At 68.3% G+C, this 17,758-nt stretch carries 15 protein-coding genes and 2 pseudogenes; 6 read left to right on the top strand and 11 right to left on the bottom strand.

Features of this window, described 5'->3' with window-relative positions; all coding sequences use genetic code 11:
* Positions 1-36 precede the first annotated feature (36 nt).
* Positions 37-954, bottom strand: coding sequence for a hypothetical protein (locus tag ACH4TV_RS03415; protein WP_398393741.1), 918 nt, complete (start codon positions 952-954; stop codon positions 37-39).
* A 131-nt stretch (positions 955-1,085) separates the two neighbouring features.
* A pseudogene (locus ACH4TV_RS03410) lies at positions 1,086-1,220 on the bottom strand (DUF397 domain-containing protein); the annotation flags it as partial.
* On the opposite strand from ACH4TV_RS03410, the gene ACH4TV_RS03405 reads away from it, so the two are divergent.
* The 3 genes from ACH4TV_RS03405 (at position 1,164) to ACH4TV_RS03395 (ending at position 2,361) form a co-directional block, all read left to right on the top strand.
* Complete coding sequence (locus tag ACH4TV_RS03405; protein WP_398393739.1) at positions 1,164-1,574, top strand: ATP-binding protein; 411 nt, start codon at positions 1,164-1,166, stop codon at positions 1,572-1,574. The pseudogene ACH4TV_RS03410 and the gene ACH4TV_RS03405 overlap by 57 nt on opposite strands.
* Positions 1,575-1,819: 245 nt before the next feature.
* Entirely contained in the window at positions 1,820-2,044 is a 225-nt protein-coding gene (locus tag ACH4TV_RS03400; protein ID WP_398393737.1) for a hypothetical protein, read from the top strand.
* 53 nt (positions 2,045-2,097) lie between these two features.
* Positions 2,098-2,361 (top strand): type II toxin-antitoxin system VapB family antitoxin, encoded by a 264-nt coding sequence (locus ACH4TV_RS03395; protein WP_398393735.1) that lies wholly within the window; start codon positions 2,098-2,100, stop codon positions 2,359-2,361.
* Positions 2,362-2,636: 275 nt separating this feature from the next.
* On the opposite strand, the pseudogene ACH4TV_RS03390 reads toward ACH4TV_RS03395, so the two are convergent.
* Positions 2,637-3,593 (bottom strand): annotated as a pseudogene (locus ACH4TV_RS03390) (TerC family protein); the annotation flags it as partial.
* Positions 3,594-4,158: 565 nt separating this feature from the next.
* On the opposite strand from ACH4TV_RS03390, the gene ACH4TV_RS03385 reads away from it, so the two are divergent.
* Both ACH4TV_RS03385 and ACH4TV_RS03380 read left to right on the top strand, forming a co-directional pair.
* Complete coding sequence (locus tag ACH4TV_RS03385; RefSeq protein ID WP_398393733.1) at positions 4,159-5,208, top strand: helix-turn-helix domain-containing protein; 1,050 nt, start codon at positions 4,159-4,161, stop codon at positions 5,206-5,208.
* A gap of 66 nt (positions 5,209-5,274) precedes the next feature.
* A complete protein-coding gene (locus ACH4TV_RS03380) occupies positions 5,275-5,655 on the top strand; it encodes an SH3 domain-containing protein (protein ID WP_398393732.1) in 381 nt (126 codons plus the stop codon).
* Positions 5,656-5,769: 114 nt separating this feature from the next.
* On the opposite strand, the gene ACH4TV_RS03375 is transcribed toward ACH4TV_RS03380, so the two are convergent.
* From ACH4TV_RS03375 to ACH4TV_RS03340, 8 genes are all read right to left on the bottom strand, one after another.
* Positions 5,770-7,500, bottom strand: coding sequence for a pyridoxal phosphate-dependent aminotransferase (locus ACH4TV_RS03375; protein WP_398393730.1), 1,731 nt, complete (start codon positions 7,498-7,500; stop codon positions 5,770-5,772).
* A gap of 176 nt (positions 7,501-7,676) precedes the next feature.
* Positions 7,677-8,741, bottom strand: coding sequence for an aldose epimerase family protein (locus ACH4TV_RS03370; protein ID WP_398393728.1), 1,065 nt, complete (start codon positions 8,739-8,741; stop codon positions 7,677-7,679).
* 82 nt (positions 8,742-8,823) lie between these two features.
* Positions 8,824-10,068 carry a multiple monosaccharide ABC transporter permease gene (gene mmsB / locus ACH4TV_RS03365; RefSeq protein ID WP_398393726.1) on the bottom strand — a complete coding sequence of 415 codons (1,245 nt, stop codon included), beginning with the start codon at positions 10,066-10,068 and terminating at the stop codon, positions 8,824-8,826.
* Positions 10,065-11,615, bottom strand: coding sequence for a multiple monosaccharide ABC transporter ATP-binding protein (gene mmsA / locus ACH4TV_RS03360; protein WP_398393724.1), 1,551 nt, complete (start codon positions 11,613-11,615; stop codon positions 10,065-10,067). Before mmsA ends, mmsB begins: the two co-directional genes overlap by 4 nt.
* A 32-nt stretch (positions 11,616-11,647) precedes the next feature.
* A complete protein-coding gene (gene chvE, locus ACH4TV_RS03355) occupies positions 11,648-12,760 on the bottom strand; it encodes a multiple monosaccharide ABC transporter substrate-binding protein (RefSeq protein ID WP_398393722.1) in 1,113 nt (370 codons plus the stop codon).
* A gap of 144 nt (positions 12,761-12,904) precedes the next feature.
* On the bottom strand, positions 12,905-13,873 hold the full coding sequence (locus tag ACH4TV_RS03350) for a hypothetical protein (RefSeq protein WP_398393720.1): 969 nt from the start codon (positions 13,871-13,873) through the stop codon (positions 12,905-12,907).
* 178 nt (positions 13,874-14,051) lie between these two features.
* On the bottom strand, positions 14,052-15,056 hold the full coding sequence (locus tag ACH4TV_RS03345) for a zinc-binding dehydrogenase (RefSeq protein ID WP_398393718.1): 1,005 nt from the start codon (positions 15,054-15,056) through the stop codon (positions 14,052-14,054).
* Positions 15,053-16,210 carry a mandelate racemase/muconate lactonizing enzyme family protein gene (locus ACH4TV_RS03340; protein ID WP_398393716.1) on the bottom strand — a complete coding sequence of 386 codons (1,158 nt, stop codon included), beginning with the start codon at positions 16,208-16,210 and terminating at the stop codon, positions 15,053-15,055. The genes ACH4TV_RS03345 and ACH4TV_RS03340 overlap by 4 nt, the downstream gene beginning before the upstream one ends.
* Before the next feature lie 475 nt (positions 16,211-16,685).
* Here ACH4TV_RS03340 and ACH4TV_RS03335 point away from each other — a divergent pair, with 475 nt between their 5' ends.
* Positions 16,686-17,732, top strand: a complete 1,047-nt coding sequence (locus tag ACH4TV_RS03335) for a LacI family DNA-binding transcriptional regulator (protein WP_398393714.1) — start codon at positions 16,686-16,688, stop codon at positions 17,730-17,732.
* Positions 17,733-17,758: the final 26 nt, after the last annotated feature.

Raw genomic sequence — 17,758 nt, 5'->3', positions numbered from 1 at the left:
GGGACCGGGGGTGTACGAGGTGAAGGTTTTGTTGCCCTACCACGCGTTCGACAGCGGTCGGCCCATGAACGCGTCCAGGAGGACGCGGTCACCCAGGGGGCGGTCCAGTTTGACGGTCACCTTCTCGCCGCGCAGTTCCATGGTGCAGATCCCGCCCGTGTTGCCCCCGACGATCGACGCCGACAGCACCACGCTGCCGTCGGTCTCCAGCGCGTCCACGGCGGGGCCGTCGTCGCAGGACCCGTGGTACGCCACGACGGTGACGGAACGGCCGTCCTCGGACACCTCGACCAACCGGCCCAGTTCTTCAAGGCCGTAGCGCGTCGTCCGGCCCCCCGAGGCCCTCCCGATCGGAGGCTTCGGGAGCTTCGACGGTTCGAAGGCGACGCGCTTGAGCGGCTCGTCGTACCCCTCCAGTGTGAACAGCCAGGCCGGCACGGTCGCCGGGCCGCGACTGGTGACGATCGACATCTCACCCAACTTGGCGCTGGTCACGGTGAGTTGAGGATCATTGGGGCTGTCGACACGGTCCATGGCGGTGTACGTCTGCCGCGCGTCCAGCAGGGGCAGAGTGAGCGATTCTCCGCCCGCCCACTTCACCTTCCCTTCCTTGGGCGCGGTGGTGGGGAGTTTGCCGCGGAGTAGGTAGTTCTCCAGCATGTGGGCCGTCTTGTCGTCGTCGCTGTGGAAACCGTTGCTGGGTGGCGGGGTCGAGTCGCCCAGGGGGTAGTAGCCGTTGCGATACGCCTCGGCGGCCTTGGAGCCGTCCCAGGCGTCGGCGACCTGCTGGGCGCGGCCGTCCCATGGTGCAGGGCTGTTTTTGGACGCGGTGGGCTTCGGGACGGTGCTGGCGCCCTCCGCCTTCTCGCTGCCGCAACCGGCCGCGAACAGGGCGCTGGTGAGGCTGAGAACGAGGGTCAGTCGGGTCGTGGTGCGGGTGGCGTGCGTACGCATGGGTCCCCCCGGGGGCTGATGCTGTCGGGACTATGACGCATCGGACCCGGTTTACGTTCGATTCTGCGGGTTCCGGGCGGTCGCGTGAATGGCGGCCCGGGTCCCAGCGGCACGCGGTCCCAGACCCCGACGGCGTACGCGACGAAGCCGGCCCACGTGGTGGGGGAGAGGGCGAGGTGAGGGCCTTCCCTGTCCTTGGAGTCGCGGATGTGGATGGTGCCGGGGCAGGTGGCGACCTCGACGCAGTCGCCGTCGGCCAGCTGCACGCCTGGGGCATCCCGTACGACTCGGACGCCTCCGAGGCCGTCGCGGTGATCGTCGCGGAGCTGGCCGCGAACGCGGTGACTCACGGACGCGTCCCCGGGCGGGACTTCGAGCTGCGGCTTGCGCTCGTCACGGGCGGCGTGCGCGTCGAGGTCACCGACAGCCGCAGCGGGTCGCGTCCGCCGGGACCGGGGGACGTACGGGCTCCGTTGCCGCTGGCGGAGTCCGGACGGGGGCTGGTCGTCGTCGATGCGGTGGCGGACCGTTGGGAGGTGCTGGACCGGGAGCCGCCGGGGAAGACGGTGCGAGCCGAGGTGGATGTGCCGGGGTGGCTGTCGTTGGTGCGGCGGGCGTAGGGGTGGATCATCCTCGTCGGAGACCGGAGGATGGTGATCCACGGCTGACGACGGGGAGCTGGTGTGATGTGGGGACTCTGATCGACATTCTCCTGGGCAGGACTGTCGCGCGCCGAACGGTGGCGTTGGTCCGCTCGACGACTCGCGAACGCGCCGCTCGACGTAGTGCCGAACTGGCCGAATCCGGCTCGACCAGGCTCCCGTGCAGGGTGTCCTGGAAGGCCGGCACCGGAAGAAGGGCGTTCGTGTACGGCAAGATCGTGGTCGGTGGCGATGGGGAGTTGGCGTTCTCCCGGCAGTGGAGGAACCCGGTGAAGCTGCCCCGGGGCGAGTCGGTTCACCGCGAGGCGAGTTGGCGGCCGGGGCTGGTCAACCTGCGCTGTACCGCTCCGGGTGAGGACGAAATCCGCTTCCTGCTGAGCGAGCGGGACGCCGACACCCTTGAGGGTCTGCTGCGCGACGGGCACTGACGCCCCGGAGTCGGAACGAAAACGACATCACCTCTGCAGAAGGGCAGGAATCCATGGGCCGGCCAGTCAACGACCTCGACGAAGACATGGTCGCCCAGGCCATGCGCATGTTCGGCACCACGACAAAGGCGAAGGCCGTGCGCCTGGCCATGGAGGACGCCGTCAAGCGCCACCTGCGCCAGGAGTTCTTCGACGCCATGGACTCCGGCGAACTCGACTTCAGCGAAATCATCGAGACCACCGGCCCTCGCAACGCCGACGGCTCCCTCAAGCGCACCGGTGGGCAGGCCGCCTGGGATCCCGGCGGGATCCAGTAGCCGCCTGATGTGACGGGCCCGCGCTGCCGGTCCCGTTACCCGGCCGGGGGCTGCTTGTGGTGGGGGTCCAGCCGAAAGTCGGGACACTCGCGGTTTTGACATGCGCCCGGGCCCCACACGGGGACGAATATGCCGAGGGTTTTGTGGCGGTGGACTGTGGCCGGCACGGACTTCTTGCAGGTCGGACACACGTACGCTTCGGCCTTACGCTTCACTTTGACCATGTTTTTACGATATGCCCGTACTGGCCCGTCGGAAAGTGGGTCTCCCTGTTCGTCGGTCTGTTCTGCAGCACCTGTCGGGGCGGGTCTTCTGAGGCTGAGCACCACGGAACCTGTCAGGACGACGACGATGACGGCGAGGCTGAGCGGTGAGGGGATCTCCGGGATGCTCGGGCTGATCATCTTGTGGGATGCCTGGAGGATGAGCTTGACGCCGATGAAGGCGAGGATGATCGCCAGTCCCTTGTTCAGGTAGTGGAAGCGGTCCAGGAGGCCGGCGAGCATGAAATAGAGGGCCCGGAGGCCGAGGATGGCGAACGCGTTGCTGGTGTAGACGATGAACGTGTCGTCACTGACCGCGAGGACGGCCGGGACGCTGTCGACGGCGAAGATCAGGTCGGCGGCCTCGATCGCGGCGACCACTGCGAGCAGCGGGGTCGCGACCCGCTTGCCGGCCTCTTTGACGAAGAACCTCGCCCCGGCGTACTCGTCCCGCACCGGGACGATCTTGCGGAGCATCCGCACGGCAAAGCTCTTGCCCGGGTCGAAGCTCTCTTCCTCGTCCTTGAGGAGTTTGTAGGTGCTGTAGAACAGGACCGCCGCGAAGGCGAACAGCACCGCGGTGAAGCGGCTGACCACGGCCACGCCGAGCGAGAGGAAGATCGCGCGGAAGACGAGCGCGCCGATGACGCCGAAGAACAGCACGTGGTGCTGGTAGGCGCGGGGCACCTTGAAGTACGCGAAGATCACGGCGAAGACGAAGAGGTTGTCGACCGACAGGCTCTTCTCCAGCAGCCAGGCCGTTGTGTACTCGGTGCCGGCGCTGGTGCCGAGGACGAGGAAGACAACTGCGCCGAAGATCAGGGCGAGACTCACCCACAGGCCGCTCCAGGCGGCCGCCTCCTTGAAGCGGATGACGTGCGCGGTGCGGTGGGACAGCAGGTCTACCGCCAGCGACACGACCACCGTCGCGGCGAACGCCCCCCACAGCCAGAGCGGGACCTCAAGCACGCCGAACACCTTCACCACGGCCCGCGCGAAATGCGCCGGCCCTTATATAGGAGTGTCCGGTATTACGCCCCCGGGGGCATGCGGAGCGGGTGAGGCCGGCCGGCAGGTCGTCCTCCGGGCGACGCCACCGGTTCACCGCCACCGCTCCCGCCGCGGCCCGCCAGTGCTCAGGCGCCACCCCGGTAAGCGGCACGCTCTCCACCGGATCGTTGCGCTTCTGCTCCAGCGCGCCCAGCAGCGGCGAGAGCCCGACGGCGCCAGTGCGCCGAGTACGACGACCGCGGCACCGTACGAACCCGGGCCTTGTGGCGCCTCGCTCTCAGCGGCCGCCGTCGGGGCCTTCGGCGCCTTCTCCCCGTTGGCCACCGGACAGATCAATCCCCCTCAGGGGAAGGGCTATTGGCGGTCCGTCAGAAACAGCAGGCCCCTCGTCGCGTGCGGTGATGAAGATCACCGCACGCTTCGGCGGAAAGGCCTTACCGCTGTGTTGATCGTCAACCTGTGATGTTGATACGAAGGAGAAGGGAGGTGAGCCTGTGAAGGACTCATAGACGGGGACAACTGCATGTTGAGTGAGACCGTGTTCCGGAGCATGGACGTTCCGGCGGCTGATCGGTTCGACTGCTGGAGCGAGTTGATCCAGCGGACGCACGCCCCCATGGAACTGTTCAGCGACCAACGCGAGGACTTCCGCGCCTATCAGCGGCTTCTGAGAATCGGCGCCGTCACGGTGTGGCCGACCACCTTCCCGGCGGTGCGCTTTCGGCGCGACGCGCGTCTGATCCGTCGGTCCGACCCCGAAGCATTCCATCTGTCGTGGCGGCTGCACGGCACCCTGAGAGTCGAACGGGACAGTGGACAGAGCGAGTTCGGGCCGCACGACCTGTGTGTCATCGACACCTCGCGGCCCGTCGAGATTCAGTCCGGCGTAGGGCTTCCTCCCCATGCCGCGCAGACCGGCGTGGGGCTGGAGATCCCCAAGTCGTTGCTGCCGCCCGCCCTCGACCGCGTCGACGACCTGAATCTCTGTCGGTTGTCCGTGCGTGAGGGCTTCGGCGCTCTACTCGCCCAGTTTCTCTGGCAGTTGACGGCGAACACCTCCGGCTACCGGGCCGCCGACGGCCCCCGGCTGGCCAGGGTCGTGGTCGATCTGGTCTCTGCGCTCTTCGCCCATGCCCTCGACACCGACATCCGCCTCGACCCGGAGGCCGAGCGGCGTACGCTCACCCTTCGCATCCAGGGCTTCATCCGTCAGCATCTGCACGATCCGGAGCTGACCCCGGGCACCATCGCCGCCGCGCACCACATCTCGCTCAGCCATCTGCACCGGTTGTTCCAGGAGCGCGGGATCACCGTCGCCGGCTGGCTGCGCGGGGAGCGGCTCGAACAGTGCCGACGGGACCTGGCCGACCCGCTGATGGTCACCACGCCCATCCACGCCATCGCCGGGCGGTGGGGATTCACGCACATGGCCCACTTCTCCCGGGCCTTTCGGAGGGCGTACGACACGACGCCCCGGGAGTACCGGGGGCAGGCCCTGGGAGTGGTGGGGCGCCGCAGTGTGGACGGAGGGTTAAAAAGACGTGGACTCGCCGTCAACGACTTGTCGGCGTGATCACGACATCCTCGTGATCACCGGGCGGCCCGAGGGGGCGGCTCCTGTAACAAGGGGGTACTTCCGATGAACATGACCAAGCTGGGAACCATGGCAGCCCTGCCGCTTCTGGTGGCTTCGGCCGGACTCATGGCCACCGCTCCGGCGGCCGGCGCGGCGACCTCGGTGGCTGCCGCCTGTACGCACCCGGCGTGGCAGAACAAGTCCGGCGGTGAGGGCACCGCCGCGGGCAGCACCGCGCTGGTCCGCACCGGCCCGAGTTCCGACTGCGGCGTCACCGCCGAGGTCGGCACCTCCGTGACGCTGTTCTACCACTGCTGGGTGACCAACTCGGCCGGCAACCAGTGGACCCACGTGCGGATCGACGGCACGCAGATCAACGGCTGGGTGTACAACGGCAACCTGGACGACGGCGGCTCGCAGGCCGCCGACAACAAGTGCAGCTGACGTCACGCGGGGGCCGGGCGTGTCTGATCTGACGTAGAACGACTGTGTGCCGCCACCCCTGGCCGGGTGGCGGCACACAGTCGTTGCCGGTAACCGATTCCGCGCCGCGGTCGTTCAGCCTGCCTGGCCCATGCCTGCCGCGTTGGGCCAGCTCTGGGCGGCGGGCCAGCCTGTTGCCGGGGCCGGGGCGAGGCCCTGGGGCGGGCCGGTGGTGCCGCGGACCTGGGCGGCCGTGAGGCCGTTGCGGGCCGGTATGCCGGTCGGGGTGGGCTGCTGGCTCATCGGCTGCTGAGGCTGCGGCGGCTGTTGCGGTTGCTGGGGCTGGGGCTGCTGCATCTGGGGCTGGGGGACCTGCTGCGGTTGCGGCTGCATCGGCGGCTGCATCTGCATGCCCGGGCCGCCGTAGCTCTGGGCGCCCTGACCGCCGTAACTCTGGGCGCCGGCGCCGCCGTAACTCTGTGCGCTCGCGCCGCCGTAGCTCTGCGCGGACATCGCCGCCGGCATCTGCATTCCGGTGCCGCCGGACTGCATGGCGGCGGGCATCTGCATGGGGGCCGGCATGCCGGTACCGGCTGCCGCGGCGGCTGCAAGCCCCGGCATACCGGTACCGAGGGCCTGAGCGGCAAGGCCCGGCATACCGCCCCCGTTGGTGGCACTGACCAGCCGGTCCACCGCCGCCGTACCCGAGCTGTAGTTGGTCGCTGCGCTCAGCTCGGGTACGGCGGCTCCCCTCCTGGTCCCGTAGAGCACCTGTTCCAGGCCGGACACCAGGCGACGTACGTCCACCTGGGGGCGCACCACGAGACGCACGAAGCGGCTGGACGAGCCGATCTTGTTGCCGCACTCGCGGATCAGGATGCGATGCTCGGTGAGCATGCGGTCCCGGACCACGGTGCCCTCGGCGCCGACGGGGAGGCGCACGAAGAGGAAGTTGCCCTGGGACGGGTAGACCGTCAGGCCGGGCAGGGAGGAGAGCTGGCTCGCCATGTCGAGGCGGTCGCGGCGCACCTGGTGGAGGCTCTGCATGTACTCCTGGCCGTGGTGCTTGAGCATGAACACCACGTACTCGGCGAAGGCGTTGAGGTTCCACTTCGGCAGCATCGAGCGGACCCGGCCGGCGAGCGACGGGTTGGCGACCATGTAGCCGAAGCGGATGCCGTGCAGACCGAAGTTCTTGCCGAGGCTGCGCAGGACGATGACGTTGGGGCGGATCATCGCCTCCTGCACGACGCTCGGTTCCGCCTCCGCGTCGGCGAACTCGAGGAACGACTCGTCGATCACGATCAGATCGAGGTCGGCCATCGCGTCCATGAACTGCACGAGCGCGTGCTTGTGCAGGAAGCCGCCGTCGGGGTTGTTCGGGTTGCAGATGACGGCGACGCGCGTGCCGCGGGTCCGTATGAACTCGGCGTACTGCGCGAGGTCGAGGGCGAAGCCGCTGGACTCCTGGAGCGGGAACATGTCGACCCGCTTGCCGGTCTCCATGGGCTGGTCGGTCCAGCGGCCGAACGTGGGGACGGGGACGGCGAGGGACTCACGGACGAGCAAGTGGTCGATCCACGTGATCAGTTCGGTCGAGCCGTTGCCCATCGCGACTGCCTGCGGGGGCAGTTGGAGCAGATTGCACAGCTCGGCGGTGATCGTGTCGGCGCTGCTCGGGTAGTACGTGATGATGTCGCGCAACCGGGCCGACATGGTGTCCATCATGGCCGGCGTGGGGAAGTACGGGTTGCACGGAATGCAGAAGTCGACCGGACCGGTCCCGTCGCTCTCGCGTGCCAGCGCAGCCATCGAGGGGCTGTGCGCCGACGTGCTGCGAAACAGCGAGGTGACGTTGTCGGCCATGGAACCTCCGTATGTGGCGAACCCGTTGGGGAGGACGGGCCCTCCGGCTGTGGGTGGCCCGCGCGGGGGAGCACGGGCCGCCCTTGGATACGGATGGCTGTGGGGCGCTGTTCAACCGCTGTGGTTTTGATGGGAAATTGTGAAACCCCTGTGAAACCGATCACCGGCGACGACGGTCACGCGTCGAACGAATGCACCGTCGTCGACCGGTACGTCTCGCCGGGGCGCAGGACCGTCGAGGGGAAGTCGGGCCTGTTCGGCGAGTCCGGGTGGTGCTGGGTCTCCAGGCACAGGGCGTCGCCCTGGCGGTAGACGGCGCCGCCGGTGCCGACGAGGGTGCCGTCGAGGAAGTTGCCCGAGTAGAACTGGATGCCCGGTTCGGTCGTCGAGATGCGCAGCGTGCGCCCGGACGACGGGTCCTTGAGGGTGGCGACGTGCTCCGGCTGGGCCGTACTGCCCTTGTCGAGCGCCCAGTTGTGGTCGAACCCCTTGGCGTACAGCAGCTGCTGGTCGGCGTTGCGGAGGTCCTCGCCGATCGTCTTGGCGGCACGGAAGTCGAAGGGGGTGCCCGCGACCTCGGTGAGCTCACCGGTGGGGATGAGGCCGGGGCCGACGGGGGTGTAGCGGGCGGCGGCGATCTCCAGCTCGTGGTCGTGGACCGGGCCGCTGCCCTCGCCCGCGAGGTTCCAGTAGACGTGACTGGTGAGGTTGACGACGGTGACCTTGTCGGTGGTCGCCTCGTAGTCGATCCGCCAGTCGCCCTGCCCGGTGAGGGTGTAGGTGACCTTCACCCGGAGCGTGCCGGGGTAGCCCATCTCGCCGTCGGCGCTCACATAGGACAGGTACAGGCCGACGTCCGGCCCGTCGGTGAAGGGCTCGATGTCCCACACCCGCTTGTCGAAGCCCTCGGCGCCGCCGTGCAGGCTGTTCTCGCCGTCGTTGACGGACAGCTGGTGGGCCTCGCCGTCGAGGGTGAACCTGCCGTCGGCCAGGCGGTTGCCGTACCGGCCGATCAGGGCGCCGAAGTACGGGCTGGAGGCGACGTACTCCTCGATGCCGGCGAAGCCCAGCGACACGTTCCGGTACTGGCCGTGCCGGTCCGGGAGCTCCAGGGACTGCACGGTCCCGCCGTACGACAGGACCTTCAGCCGGGTGCCGCCGTTCTCCAGCGACCAGCGGTGGATCTCGGTCCCGTCGGCGAGCTTGCCGAAGAGTTCCTTCACGGGGTTCCTGCCTCCCATGGCGTGGGTGTGAAAAGTAGACGTGAAAAGCCGAAGGGCCCCGCGGACAGGTTGCCCGCGGGACCCACGACCTGACGATTGCTTACGAACCGACCTTGCGCTTGTTCCACACGTCGAACCCGACCGCCGCCAGCAGCACCAGGCCCTTGATGACCTGCTGCCAGTCGGTGCCGACGCCGACGAGGTTCATACCGTTGTTCAGCACACCCAGGACCACACCGCCGATGATGGCGCCGAGGACGGTGCCGACACCGCCGCTCATCGACGCGCCGCCGATGTAGGCGGCCGCGATCGCCTCCAGCTCGAAGTTGAGGCCCGCCTTGGGCGAGGCCGCGTTGAAGCGGGCGGCGAAGACCAGACCGGCCAGGGCGGCCAGCATGCCCATGTTCACGAAGAGCAGGAAGACGACCTTCTTGTCCTTCACACCGGACAGCTTGGCCGCGGGCAGGTTGCCGCCGAGGGCGTAGACGTGACGGCCGATGATGGCGTTGCGCATCACGTAGCCGAAGCCGACGACCAGCGCGCCGAGGAGCAGCAGGACGATCGGGGTGCCCTTGTAGCTGGCGAGCAGCATGGTGACGGTGAGCACGGCCGCGGAGATCGCGACGAGCTTGAGGACGAACAGGTTCATCGGCGGCACGTCGAGCGCGAACTCCTGCTGCCGGCGCCGGTCGCGGAACTCCTGGAACACCACGAACGCGAGGAGGGCGAAGCCCAGCAGCAGCGTCAGGTTGTGGTAGTTGGTGTCCGGGCCGACCTCGGGGAGGAAGCCGTTGGAGACCTTCTGCAGACCGTCGGGGAACGGGCCGAGGGTCTGGCCCTCCAGGAAGATCTCGGTGAGACCGCGGAAGACGAGCATGCCCGCCAGGGTCACGATGAACGACGGAATGCCGAGATACGAGATGAAGAACCCTTGTGCGGCACCGGCGGCGGCGCCCACGGCCAGACACAGCAGGACGGCCAGGGGCCACGCTATGTCGTTGTTGACCATGAACACGGCGGCCATCGAGCCTATGAACGCTGTCAGTGAGCCCACGGACAGGTCGATGTGGCCCGCGATGATGATCAGCATCATGCCGATCGCGAGGATCAGGATGTAGCTGTTCTGCAGCACCAGGTTGGAGACGTTGCGCGGCAGCAGCAGGTCGCCGTCGGTCCAGACGGCGAACAGTGCCACGATCAGGCCGAGGGCGATCAGCATGCCGTACTGCCGCATGTTGCGGCGCAGGCCGTCCAGCACCAGCTGGAGCAGGCCCCCGCCGGGCGCGGTCCCGCTCTTGCCGGGCGGCGCGGGGGCCGGCGTCTTGGCGGTCACATCGGTGCTCATCGCGTTACCTCTTTGTCCTTCGTCATCTGACGCATCAGCGATTCCTGCGAAGCCTCCGCCCGCGAGAACTCACCCGTCAGCCGTCCTGCGGCCATCGTGTAGATCCGGTCGCACATACCGAGCAGCTCCGGCAGCTCGGAGGAGATGAAGACGACCGCTTTGCCCTCGGCCGCCAGCTTGTCGATGACCGTGTAGATCTCGAACTTGGCGCCCACGTCGATCCCGCGGGTCGGCTCGTCCAGGATCAGGACCTCCGGCCCCGTGAAGATCCACTTGCTGAGGACGACCTTCTGCTGGTTGCCGCCCGACAGCTTGCCGACCGGCTCGAAGACGGTCGGCGCCTTGATGTTCATGGACTTGCGGAAGCCCTCGGAGACCTTCCGCTCCTCGTGCTCGTCGACCACACCGCGCTTGGTGACCTTGCTCAGGGCACTGAGCGAGATGTTGCGGTTGATGGTGTCGATGAGGTTGAGGCCGTAGTGCTTGCGGTCCTCGGTGACATAGGCGATGCCGTGCTTGACCGCCTCGGAGACGGTCTTCGTACGGATCTCCTTGCCGTCCTTGAGGACCGCGCCGTCCGCGTACCGGCCGTAGGTGCGCCCGAAGACGCTCATCGCGAGTTCGGTGCGCCCGGCGCCCATGAGGCCCGCGATACCGACGATCTCCCCGCGTCGCACGTTGATCGACACATCGTCGACCACCTTGCGCTGCTGGTCGATCGGGTGGTGCACGGTCCAGTTGCGGATCTCCAGGGCGGGCGCGGCGCCCTCCTCCGGCTGGTGCGGGGTCCGCTCCGGGAAGCGGTTTTCGAGGTCGCGGCCCACCATGCCGCTGATGATCCGGTCCTCGGTGGTCTCCGCGGCCTTCACATCGAGCGTCTCGATGGTCTGGCCGTCGCGCAGGATGGTCACGGAGTCCGCGACCGCCGAGATCTCGTTCAGCTTGTGGGAAATGATGATCGAGGTGATGCCCTGATCCTTCAGACCCAGGATGAGCTCCAGGAGCTTGCCGCTGTCCTCGTCGTTCAGGGCAGCCGTCGGCTCGTCCAGGATGAGCAGCTTCACCTTCTTCGAGAGCGCCTTGGCGATCTCGACGAGCTGCTGCTTGCCCACACCGATGTCGGCGACCCGCGTCTGCGGGTTCTCGTCGAGCCCGACCCGCCGCAGCAGCTCGGTGGCGTGCCGCAGCGTCTCGTTCCAGTTGATGAACCCGCGCGTAGCCTGCTCGTTGCCGAGGAAGATGTTCTCCGCGATGGACATGTAGGGCACCAGGGCCAGTTCCTGGTGGATGATCACGATGCCGTGGTGCTCACTGGCCCTGATGTCCTTGAAGGAGACGACCTCCCCTTCGAAAAGGATGTCCCCCTCGTAGGTTCCGTGCGGGTGGACGCCGGAGAGGACCTTCATCAAGGTCGACTTGCCGGCGCCGTTCTCCCCGCAGATGGCATGGACCTCGCCCTGACGGACGGTCAGTGTGACGTCCGACAGCGCTTTTACGCCGGGAAAGGTCTTGACGATCGAGCGCATTTCCAGGACGGGTCCCGCCATGGTCGTGCCTTCCAATCCTTAGAGTGCGGCGGTTAGTTGAGGTCGCCGGCCTTGATGTAGCCCGAGTCGACGACGACCTTCTGGTAGTTCTCCTTGTCCACGCTCACCGGCACCAGCAGGTAGGCGGGAACGACCTTCGCGCCGTTGTCGTACGTCTTGGTGTCGTTCGTCTCCGGCGTCTTGCCGGAGAGCGCCGCGTCCACCATGTTCGAGGCCACCTTGGCGAGCTCGCGGGTGTCCTTGTAGACGGTCATCGACTGCTCGTCGGCGATGATCGACTTCACCGAGGCGACCTCGGCGTCCTGGCCGGTGACGACCGGCAGCGGCTTGCTCTTGGAGCCGTAGTCGTCCGACTTCAGCGCGGACAGGATGCCGATGGAGATACCGTCGTACGGCGAGAGCACCGCGTCGACCCGCTCGGTCTTGTACGCCGCGGTCAGGATGTCGTCCATGCGCTTCTGCGCGGTGCCGCCGTCCCAGCGGAGCGTCGTGACCTGGGTCAGGGCGGTCTGGCCGGAGCGGACGACGAGCTTCTTCTCGTCGATGTACGGCTGCAGGACCTTCATCGCGCCGCCGAAGAAGTACTTCGTGTTGTTGTCGTCGTTCGAGCCGGCGAAGAGCTCGATGTTGAACGGGCCCTTCTTGGAGTCGTCCGCGAGGCCGAGCTTGTCCACGATGTACTGGCCCTGGAGCTCGCCGACCTTCTCGTTGTCGAAGGACGCGTAGTAGTCCACGTTCTTCGTGCCGAGGATCAGGCGGTCGTAGGAGATGACCGGGATCTTGGCGTCGGCGGCCTGCTGGAGCACGTTGTTCAGCGACTTGTTGTCGATGGCCGCGATGATCAGGGCCTTCACGCCCTGCGTGATCAGGTTCTCGACCTGCGACACCTGCTGGTCGGGGTCGTCCTCACCGAAGACCAGCTGGGTCTTGTAGCCCCTCGACTCCAGGTCCTTGACCACGTTGGCGCCGTCGGCGATCCAGCGCTCGGAGGACTTGGTCGGCATCGCGATGCCGATGGTGCCGCCCTTGGCGTCGTCCGAGCTGGTCTCGCTGCCACCCTCGCCGCTCTGGCCACAGGCGGAGAGGGAGAGGGCGAGGGCGGCGGAGGTGGCTATGGCGGAGAGTGCGGCTCTGCGAGTACGCATGATCATCATCCTTGATGTCTAGGGGCCGGAGCGGTCCGGCGGCACAGGCGCCCTGGAGGCGGTGCGAGGGGAGACCGAGAGGGGCAGTCGTGTCGGAGTCTGTGCGACTGCGTCGGGTTTTGTGAAGAGGGGTTGTCCGTAACGTTATGCAGGCGTTTCGAACCGCTTCAGCGCGCCGGGCAGCCGTGAGCCGAGCGGCGCCATGTCGCCGTCCGCTCCGTGCCGCGCCAGCAGGTCCAGGGCGAGCCGGCCGCGCCGCACTCTCTCCTTGGCCGTGTTCAGGGTCAGGTCGCGCATGTGGTGACCATAGGGGTAGATCCCGGGTGCCTTCGACAGACCGAACTTCAGGTACAGCGGTGCGCCGCGCCGGATCAGCTCGGCGACCTCGTACATCCGCACATAGCCGCCGAGATCGTCCGGGGCCTCGATGTACATGTCCATCGGAGCGGCCGACACCCGCCGGATCTCGGTGAGGTGATCGAGCGTCAGATCGCTCGGCACGTTGATCGAGTCGCCGCCGAGGTTCTCGTACACGGCGTACGCGGTCGGGTTCACCGGACCGATCAGCGCCGACACCTTCAGCGTCGTGTCGGCCGGGATGATCCCGGCGAGCCGCGCCCGGTGCAGGGTCCACAGCACGCCCTCGTCGGCGACGAGGAGGCACTGCACCCCCAGCTCGGTCGCGCGCACGGCGTCCTCGACACACCCGGCGACCGCGTCATGGCCCCGGGCGCGCAGCCCGGCACCGCGCGAGTCGGTACGGGTGGAGGCGCCGATGTCCCAGGTGCCGCGCGGGCCGGTGAACAGGCAGAGCTCGATGTCACGCTCGGCGGTCGCCTCGACCATCTCGGTGATCTCGGCGTCGGTGAGCATCCAGACACCGCTGCCCTGGCTGATCCGGTGGATCGGCACATCGAGCCGCGAGGCCTCCTTGAGGACCACGCCGAGCGCCTCGGGCCCCTCGCAGGAGGGAACCTCGGTGCGCCAGCTGCCGCCGCCGGGGAAGGAGTGCGGAGAGGCGTCGGAGGGGTCGAGGGCGGGCGCGCTCAGGCCGAGCGCGGCGAGCGCCTGCTCGCCGGGCCGGCGGGCTGCGGGGGCGGTGGTGTCGGTCACAATCTGTCCTTCAGGTTCGACAGGAGCGGCAAGTTCGGCGGTTCGGCGGTTCGGCGGTTCGGTGTTTCGGACGAGGTTCGCGGCTCTGGTTGTGCAAGCTCTGGGGCTGCAGGGCTTTGGTTGTACGCCGGTACGGAGTCGTCAGGTACCCCGTACCGGCGTACGGCTCAGGGGTGTGTCATGGCCGCAGCAGGACCTTTCCGACCTTCGGATCGCCGGACCCCACCAGCTCGATGGCCTGCGGGAACTCCTCCAGCGGCAGCTCGTGCGTGACGAGCGGCAGCGGATCGAGGAGCCCGGCTCCGAAGACCCGCACCGTGTGCGCCCAGGCGTCCGGCGCCGCACCGAAGACGGTGTGCACCTCCAGCTGCCGTACGACGAGATCGGTCGGGTCGAGCCCGTCCGCACCCGCGGCCGGGATCCCCGTGAGGACCAGCCGGCCGCCGCGCCGCAGCAGGGCGGCGGCGGTGCGCGCCGCGTCCGCGGACCCGGCGGTCTCGATGACGACGTCGAAGTCGTCGGGCAGTTCCTGATCCTTGGTACGGAACTCCGTGGCACCGAACTTCTTCGAGAGCTCCGCCCGGTCCGGTCGCGTCCCCACGACCAGCAGCTCGGACGGCGAGCCGGCCTTCAGGAACTGAACGGCGAACATGCCGAGCGTCCCGGTGCCGACCACGGCGACCCGCTCACCCGGAACGGCGTTCGCCTTGAGCGCGGCGGCCGCGATGCACGCGGCCGGCTCCAGCAGTGCCGCCGCCGTCAGATCCGCGTCGTCCGAGAGGACGTGCAGCAGACGGGCGGGCAGCGTGAGGGTGGTGGCCATGGCGCCCGGCTGGGTGAACCCGGTCTCCTCGTACCCGGCCGTGCACAGGGTGGTCTCGCCCGCGTGACAGCGGTCGCACACCTGGCAGTTCCGGAAGCCCTCGCCGACGACCTTGCGGCCTACGAGAGCCGACGGCACCCCGGCCCCGACGGCCGCGACCGTCCCGGACCACTCGTGGCCCGGGATGAGCGGGTAACGGACGTACCCCTCGGGGCGGTTGCCCTGGTAGACCTCGCGGTCGCTGCCGCAGATCCCGGAGGCGTGCACGCGGACCAGGGCCTCACCGGGCTCCGGCTGCCGAGGCTCGTGCGGCACCAGACGGTGCTCGCCCGGAGCCTCGATCACCACGGCGCTGCTCACTTGGCGCCCTTCGGCTTGCGCTGCTCCCAGCCGTCGGCCCACAGGTCGAACCGGGCCTGCTGCTGCGGGAACTCCGCCGCCGCGTCCACGTCCAGCTCGACACCGAGGCCGGGCTTGTCGGAGAGGTGGAAGTAGCCGTCCACGACCTCCGGCGCCCCCGAGACGACCTTCTTGATGTCCGCGTCCGCGAAGTCGTTGAAGTGTTCGAGGATCTTGAAGTTCGGCGAGCTGAACCCGACCTGGAGGGAGGCTGCCGTCAGGACCGGCCCGCCCACGTTGTGCGGCGCGACCAGCACGTAGTGCGCCTCGGCGGTCGCGGCCAGCTTGCGGGTTTCCCAGATGCCGCCGATGTGGCCGACGTCGGGCTGGATGATGTCCACGGCCTGGCTCTCGAAGAGCTCCCGGAACTCCACCCGGTCGTGGATCCGCTCACCTGTGGCGACCGGGATGTCGACCTTGGCGGCGACCTTCTCCAGCGCCTTCAGGTTCTCCGGCGGGCAGGGCTCCTCCAGCCACGCGGGCTTGAAGGGCGCCAGTTCCTTGGCGAGACGGATGGCGGTGGCGGGGGAGAAGCGGCCGTGCATCTCCAGCATCAGCTCGGAGTCCGGCCCGATGGCGTCGCGCACGGCCTCGATCAGGGAGACCGCGTACAGGCTCTGCGCGTGGTCCAGCTCGAAGTGGCCGGTCCCGAAGGGGTCGATCTTGAGCGCCTTGTAGCCGCGCTCCATGACCTGCTGGGCCGCCTTGTGGTACGCCTCCGGCGTGCGCTCGGTGGTGTACCAGCCGTTGGCGTACGCCTTGACCTTGTCGGTGACCTTGCCGCCGAGCAGCTGCCACACCGGTACCCCGAGGGCCTTGCCCTTGATGTCCCAGCAGGCCATCTCGATGACGGCGATGCCGGACATCACGATCTCGCCGGCGCGCCCGTAGTCGCCGAACTTCATACGGCGGACCAGGTCCTCGATGGCGAACGGGTCGGACCCGAGAATGTGGTTCTGCTCCGCCTCACGCAGATAGCCGAGCAGCGCGTCGGTGTGGCCCAGCATGCGGGTCTCGCCGACGCCGGTGAGCCCCTCGTCGGTGTGCACCTGGACGTAGGTCAGGTTCCGCCACGGCGTCCCGACCACGTGCGTGCTGATTCCCGTGATGCGCACGGCACTCCCTGCCTCTGTGTCTGTTCGAGATATCGTCACTTGTTCGAAATGCTGTCGTGACAGTAAGGACGGCCCGGTCTGGGTGTCAATGGGTCGAACCCACAACGGTTTGTTCGCGTGACCAAAACGCCGGCTGTCGAACCCGCCTGCCGGGCCTCCAGGGCCACACCCAGGCACGTTACTGGTCGCCCGGCGGTGGGGGTGTCCGTTCGCCGCGTTATCCAACCGTGACGCCCTCCCTGTTGCAGCCCTCTTGACCGCCGTCAATTGTTAGCGCTCACAATGACCTCCGCATTCACCAGTTTGTTTCGCCAACGGCATCAAGGAGGTACGAGCTCGTGTCGGCAGTGCCCCAACACGCCATCCCGCCCGGTGCCTTCGGGCTTCCCGGAACCACGGAGTGAAGCCGACGGCGCGGAACGAACCGCCCGCCCCGCAGGACTTATCGCCAGACGATCACCAAGGAGGTGCGGCCGTGACCCACACCCAGCTCCGGCCGCCCACCATGGCCGACGTGGCACGCGTGGCCGGTGTGTCCCACCAGACCGTGTCCCGCGTGCTGGGGGACCACCCCAACGTGCGGGACGAGACCCGGGCCAGGGTGCAGCGCGCGATCGAGGAGATGGGCTACCGCCGCAACTCCTCCGCACGGGCCCTGGTGACCCGGCGCACCCGGACCCTGGGCGTGGTCGCCTCCAACACCACGCTCTACGGACCCGCCAGCACGCTGTTCGCGCTGGAGGAGGCGGCGCGTGCCGAGGGGTACGTCGTCTCGACGGTCAGTCTGCGCAGGCTGACGGTGGAGACGCTGTCCGAGGCCGTGGACCACCTCAGCGAGAGCGGGGTGGAGGGAGTGATCGCCCTCGCCCCGCAGCGCTCGGCGGTCGAGGCCCTCACCAAGCTCCGCCGGCCCTTCCCGGTGGTGGCCGTGGGCACCGGGTCGGGCGTGCAGATCCCCAGCGTCAACGTGGATCAGCACCTGGGCGCACGGCTGGCCACCGGCCATCTGCTCGCCGCAGGCCACCGCACGGTCTGGCATCTCGCCGGGCCCGAGGACTGGCAGGAGGCGGCGGACCGCGCCGACGGCTGGCGGGCCACCCTCGAAGAGGCGGGCGTCGAACCGCCACTGCCCCTGAGGGGTGACTGGAGTCCGTTGTCGGGCTACCGTGCGGGCCAGGAACTGGCCGGCTGGGTGGGCCGCGGTCTCACCGCTGTCTTCGTCGCCAACGACCAGATGGCACTGGGGGTGCTGCGGGCCCTGCGTGAGGCGGGAGTGCGCACTCCCCAGGACGTCGCGGTGGCCGGCTTCGACGACATCCCGGAGTCGGAGTTCTTCGCTCCGCCGCTCACCACCGTCCGGCAGGACTTCGCGACGGTGGGCAAACGGAGCATCGCCCTGCTGCTCGATCTCATCGAGGGGCGGACACCCTCCGGGACCTCCCGGGTCGCCATCGAGCCCCAACTCGTCGTCCGGGCAAGCACTTTCCCGTACATCCCTCAACCGGGGACCGCTCCCGGCTGAGGGGGCACCAACGGCACCGATCCGCA

Origin of the sequence: Streptomyces sp. NPDC020898, assembly GCF_044333925.1 — a bacterium.
Lineage (GTDB): Bacteria > Actinomycetota > Actinomycetes > Streptomycetales > Streptomycetaceae > Streptomyces.
Note: the sequence above shows the minus strand (reverse complement) of the source record. Positions and strands in the feature narration are given on the sequence as shown.

Coding starts and splice junctions, on each gene's coding strand:
- mmsA (WP_398393724.1), bottom strand. CDS start 11,615: ATGGCGGGACCCGTCCTGGAAATGCGCTCGATCGTCAAGACCTTTCCC.
- mmsB (WP_398393726.1), bottom strand. CDS start 10,068: ATGAGCACCGATGTGACCGCCAAGACGCCGGCCCCCGCGCCGCCCGGC.
- ACH4TV_RS03395 (WP_398393735.1), top strand. CDS start 2,098: ATGGGCCGGCCAGTCAACGACCTCGACGAAGACATGGTCGCCCAGGCC.
- ACH4TV_RS03380 (WP_398393732.1), top strand. CDS start 5,275: ATGAACATGACCAAGCTGGGAACCATGGCAGCCCTGCCGCTTCTGGTG.
- ACH4TV_RS03385 (WP_398393733.1), top strand. CDS start 4,159: ATGTTGAGTGAGACCGTGTTCCGGAGCATGGACGTTCCGGCGGCTGAT.
- ACH4TV_RS03370 (WP_398393728.1), bottom strand. CDS start 8,741: ATGGGAGGCAGGAACCCCGTGAAGGAACTCTTCGGCAAGCTCGCCGAC.
- ACH4TV_RS03415 (WP_398393741.1), bottom strand. CDS start 954: ATGCGTACGCACGCCACCCGCACCACGACCCGACTGACCCTCGTTCTC.
- ACH4TV_RS03375 (WP_398393730.1), bottom strand. CDS start 7,500: ATGGCCGACAACGTCACCTCGCTGTTTCGCAGCACGTCGGCGCACAGC.
- chvE (WP_398393722.1), bottom strand. CDS start 12,760: ATGCGTACTCGCAGAGCCGCACTCTCCGCCATAGCCACCTCCGCCGCC.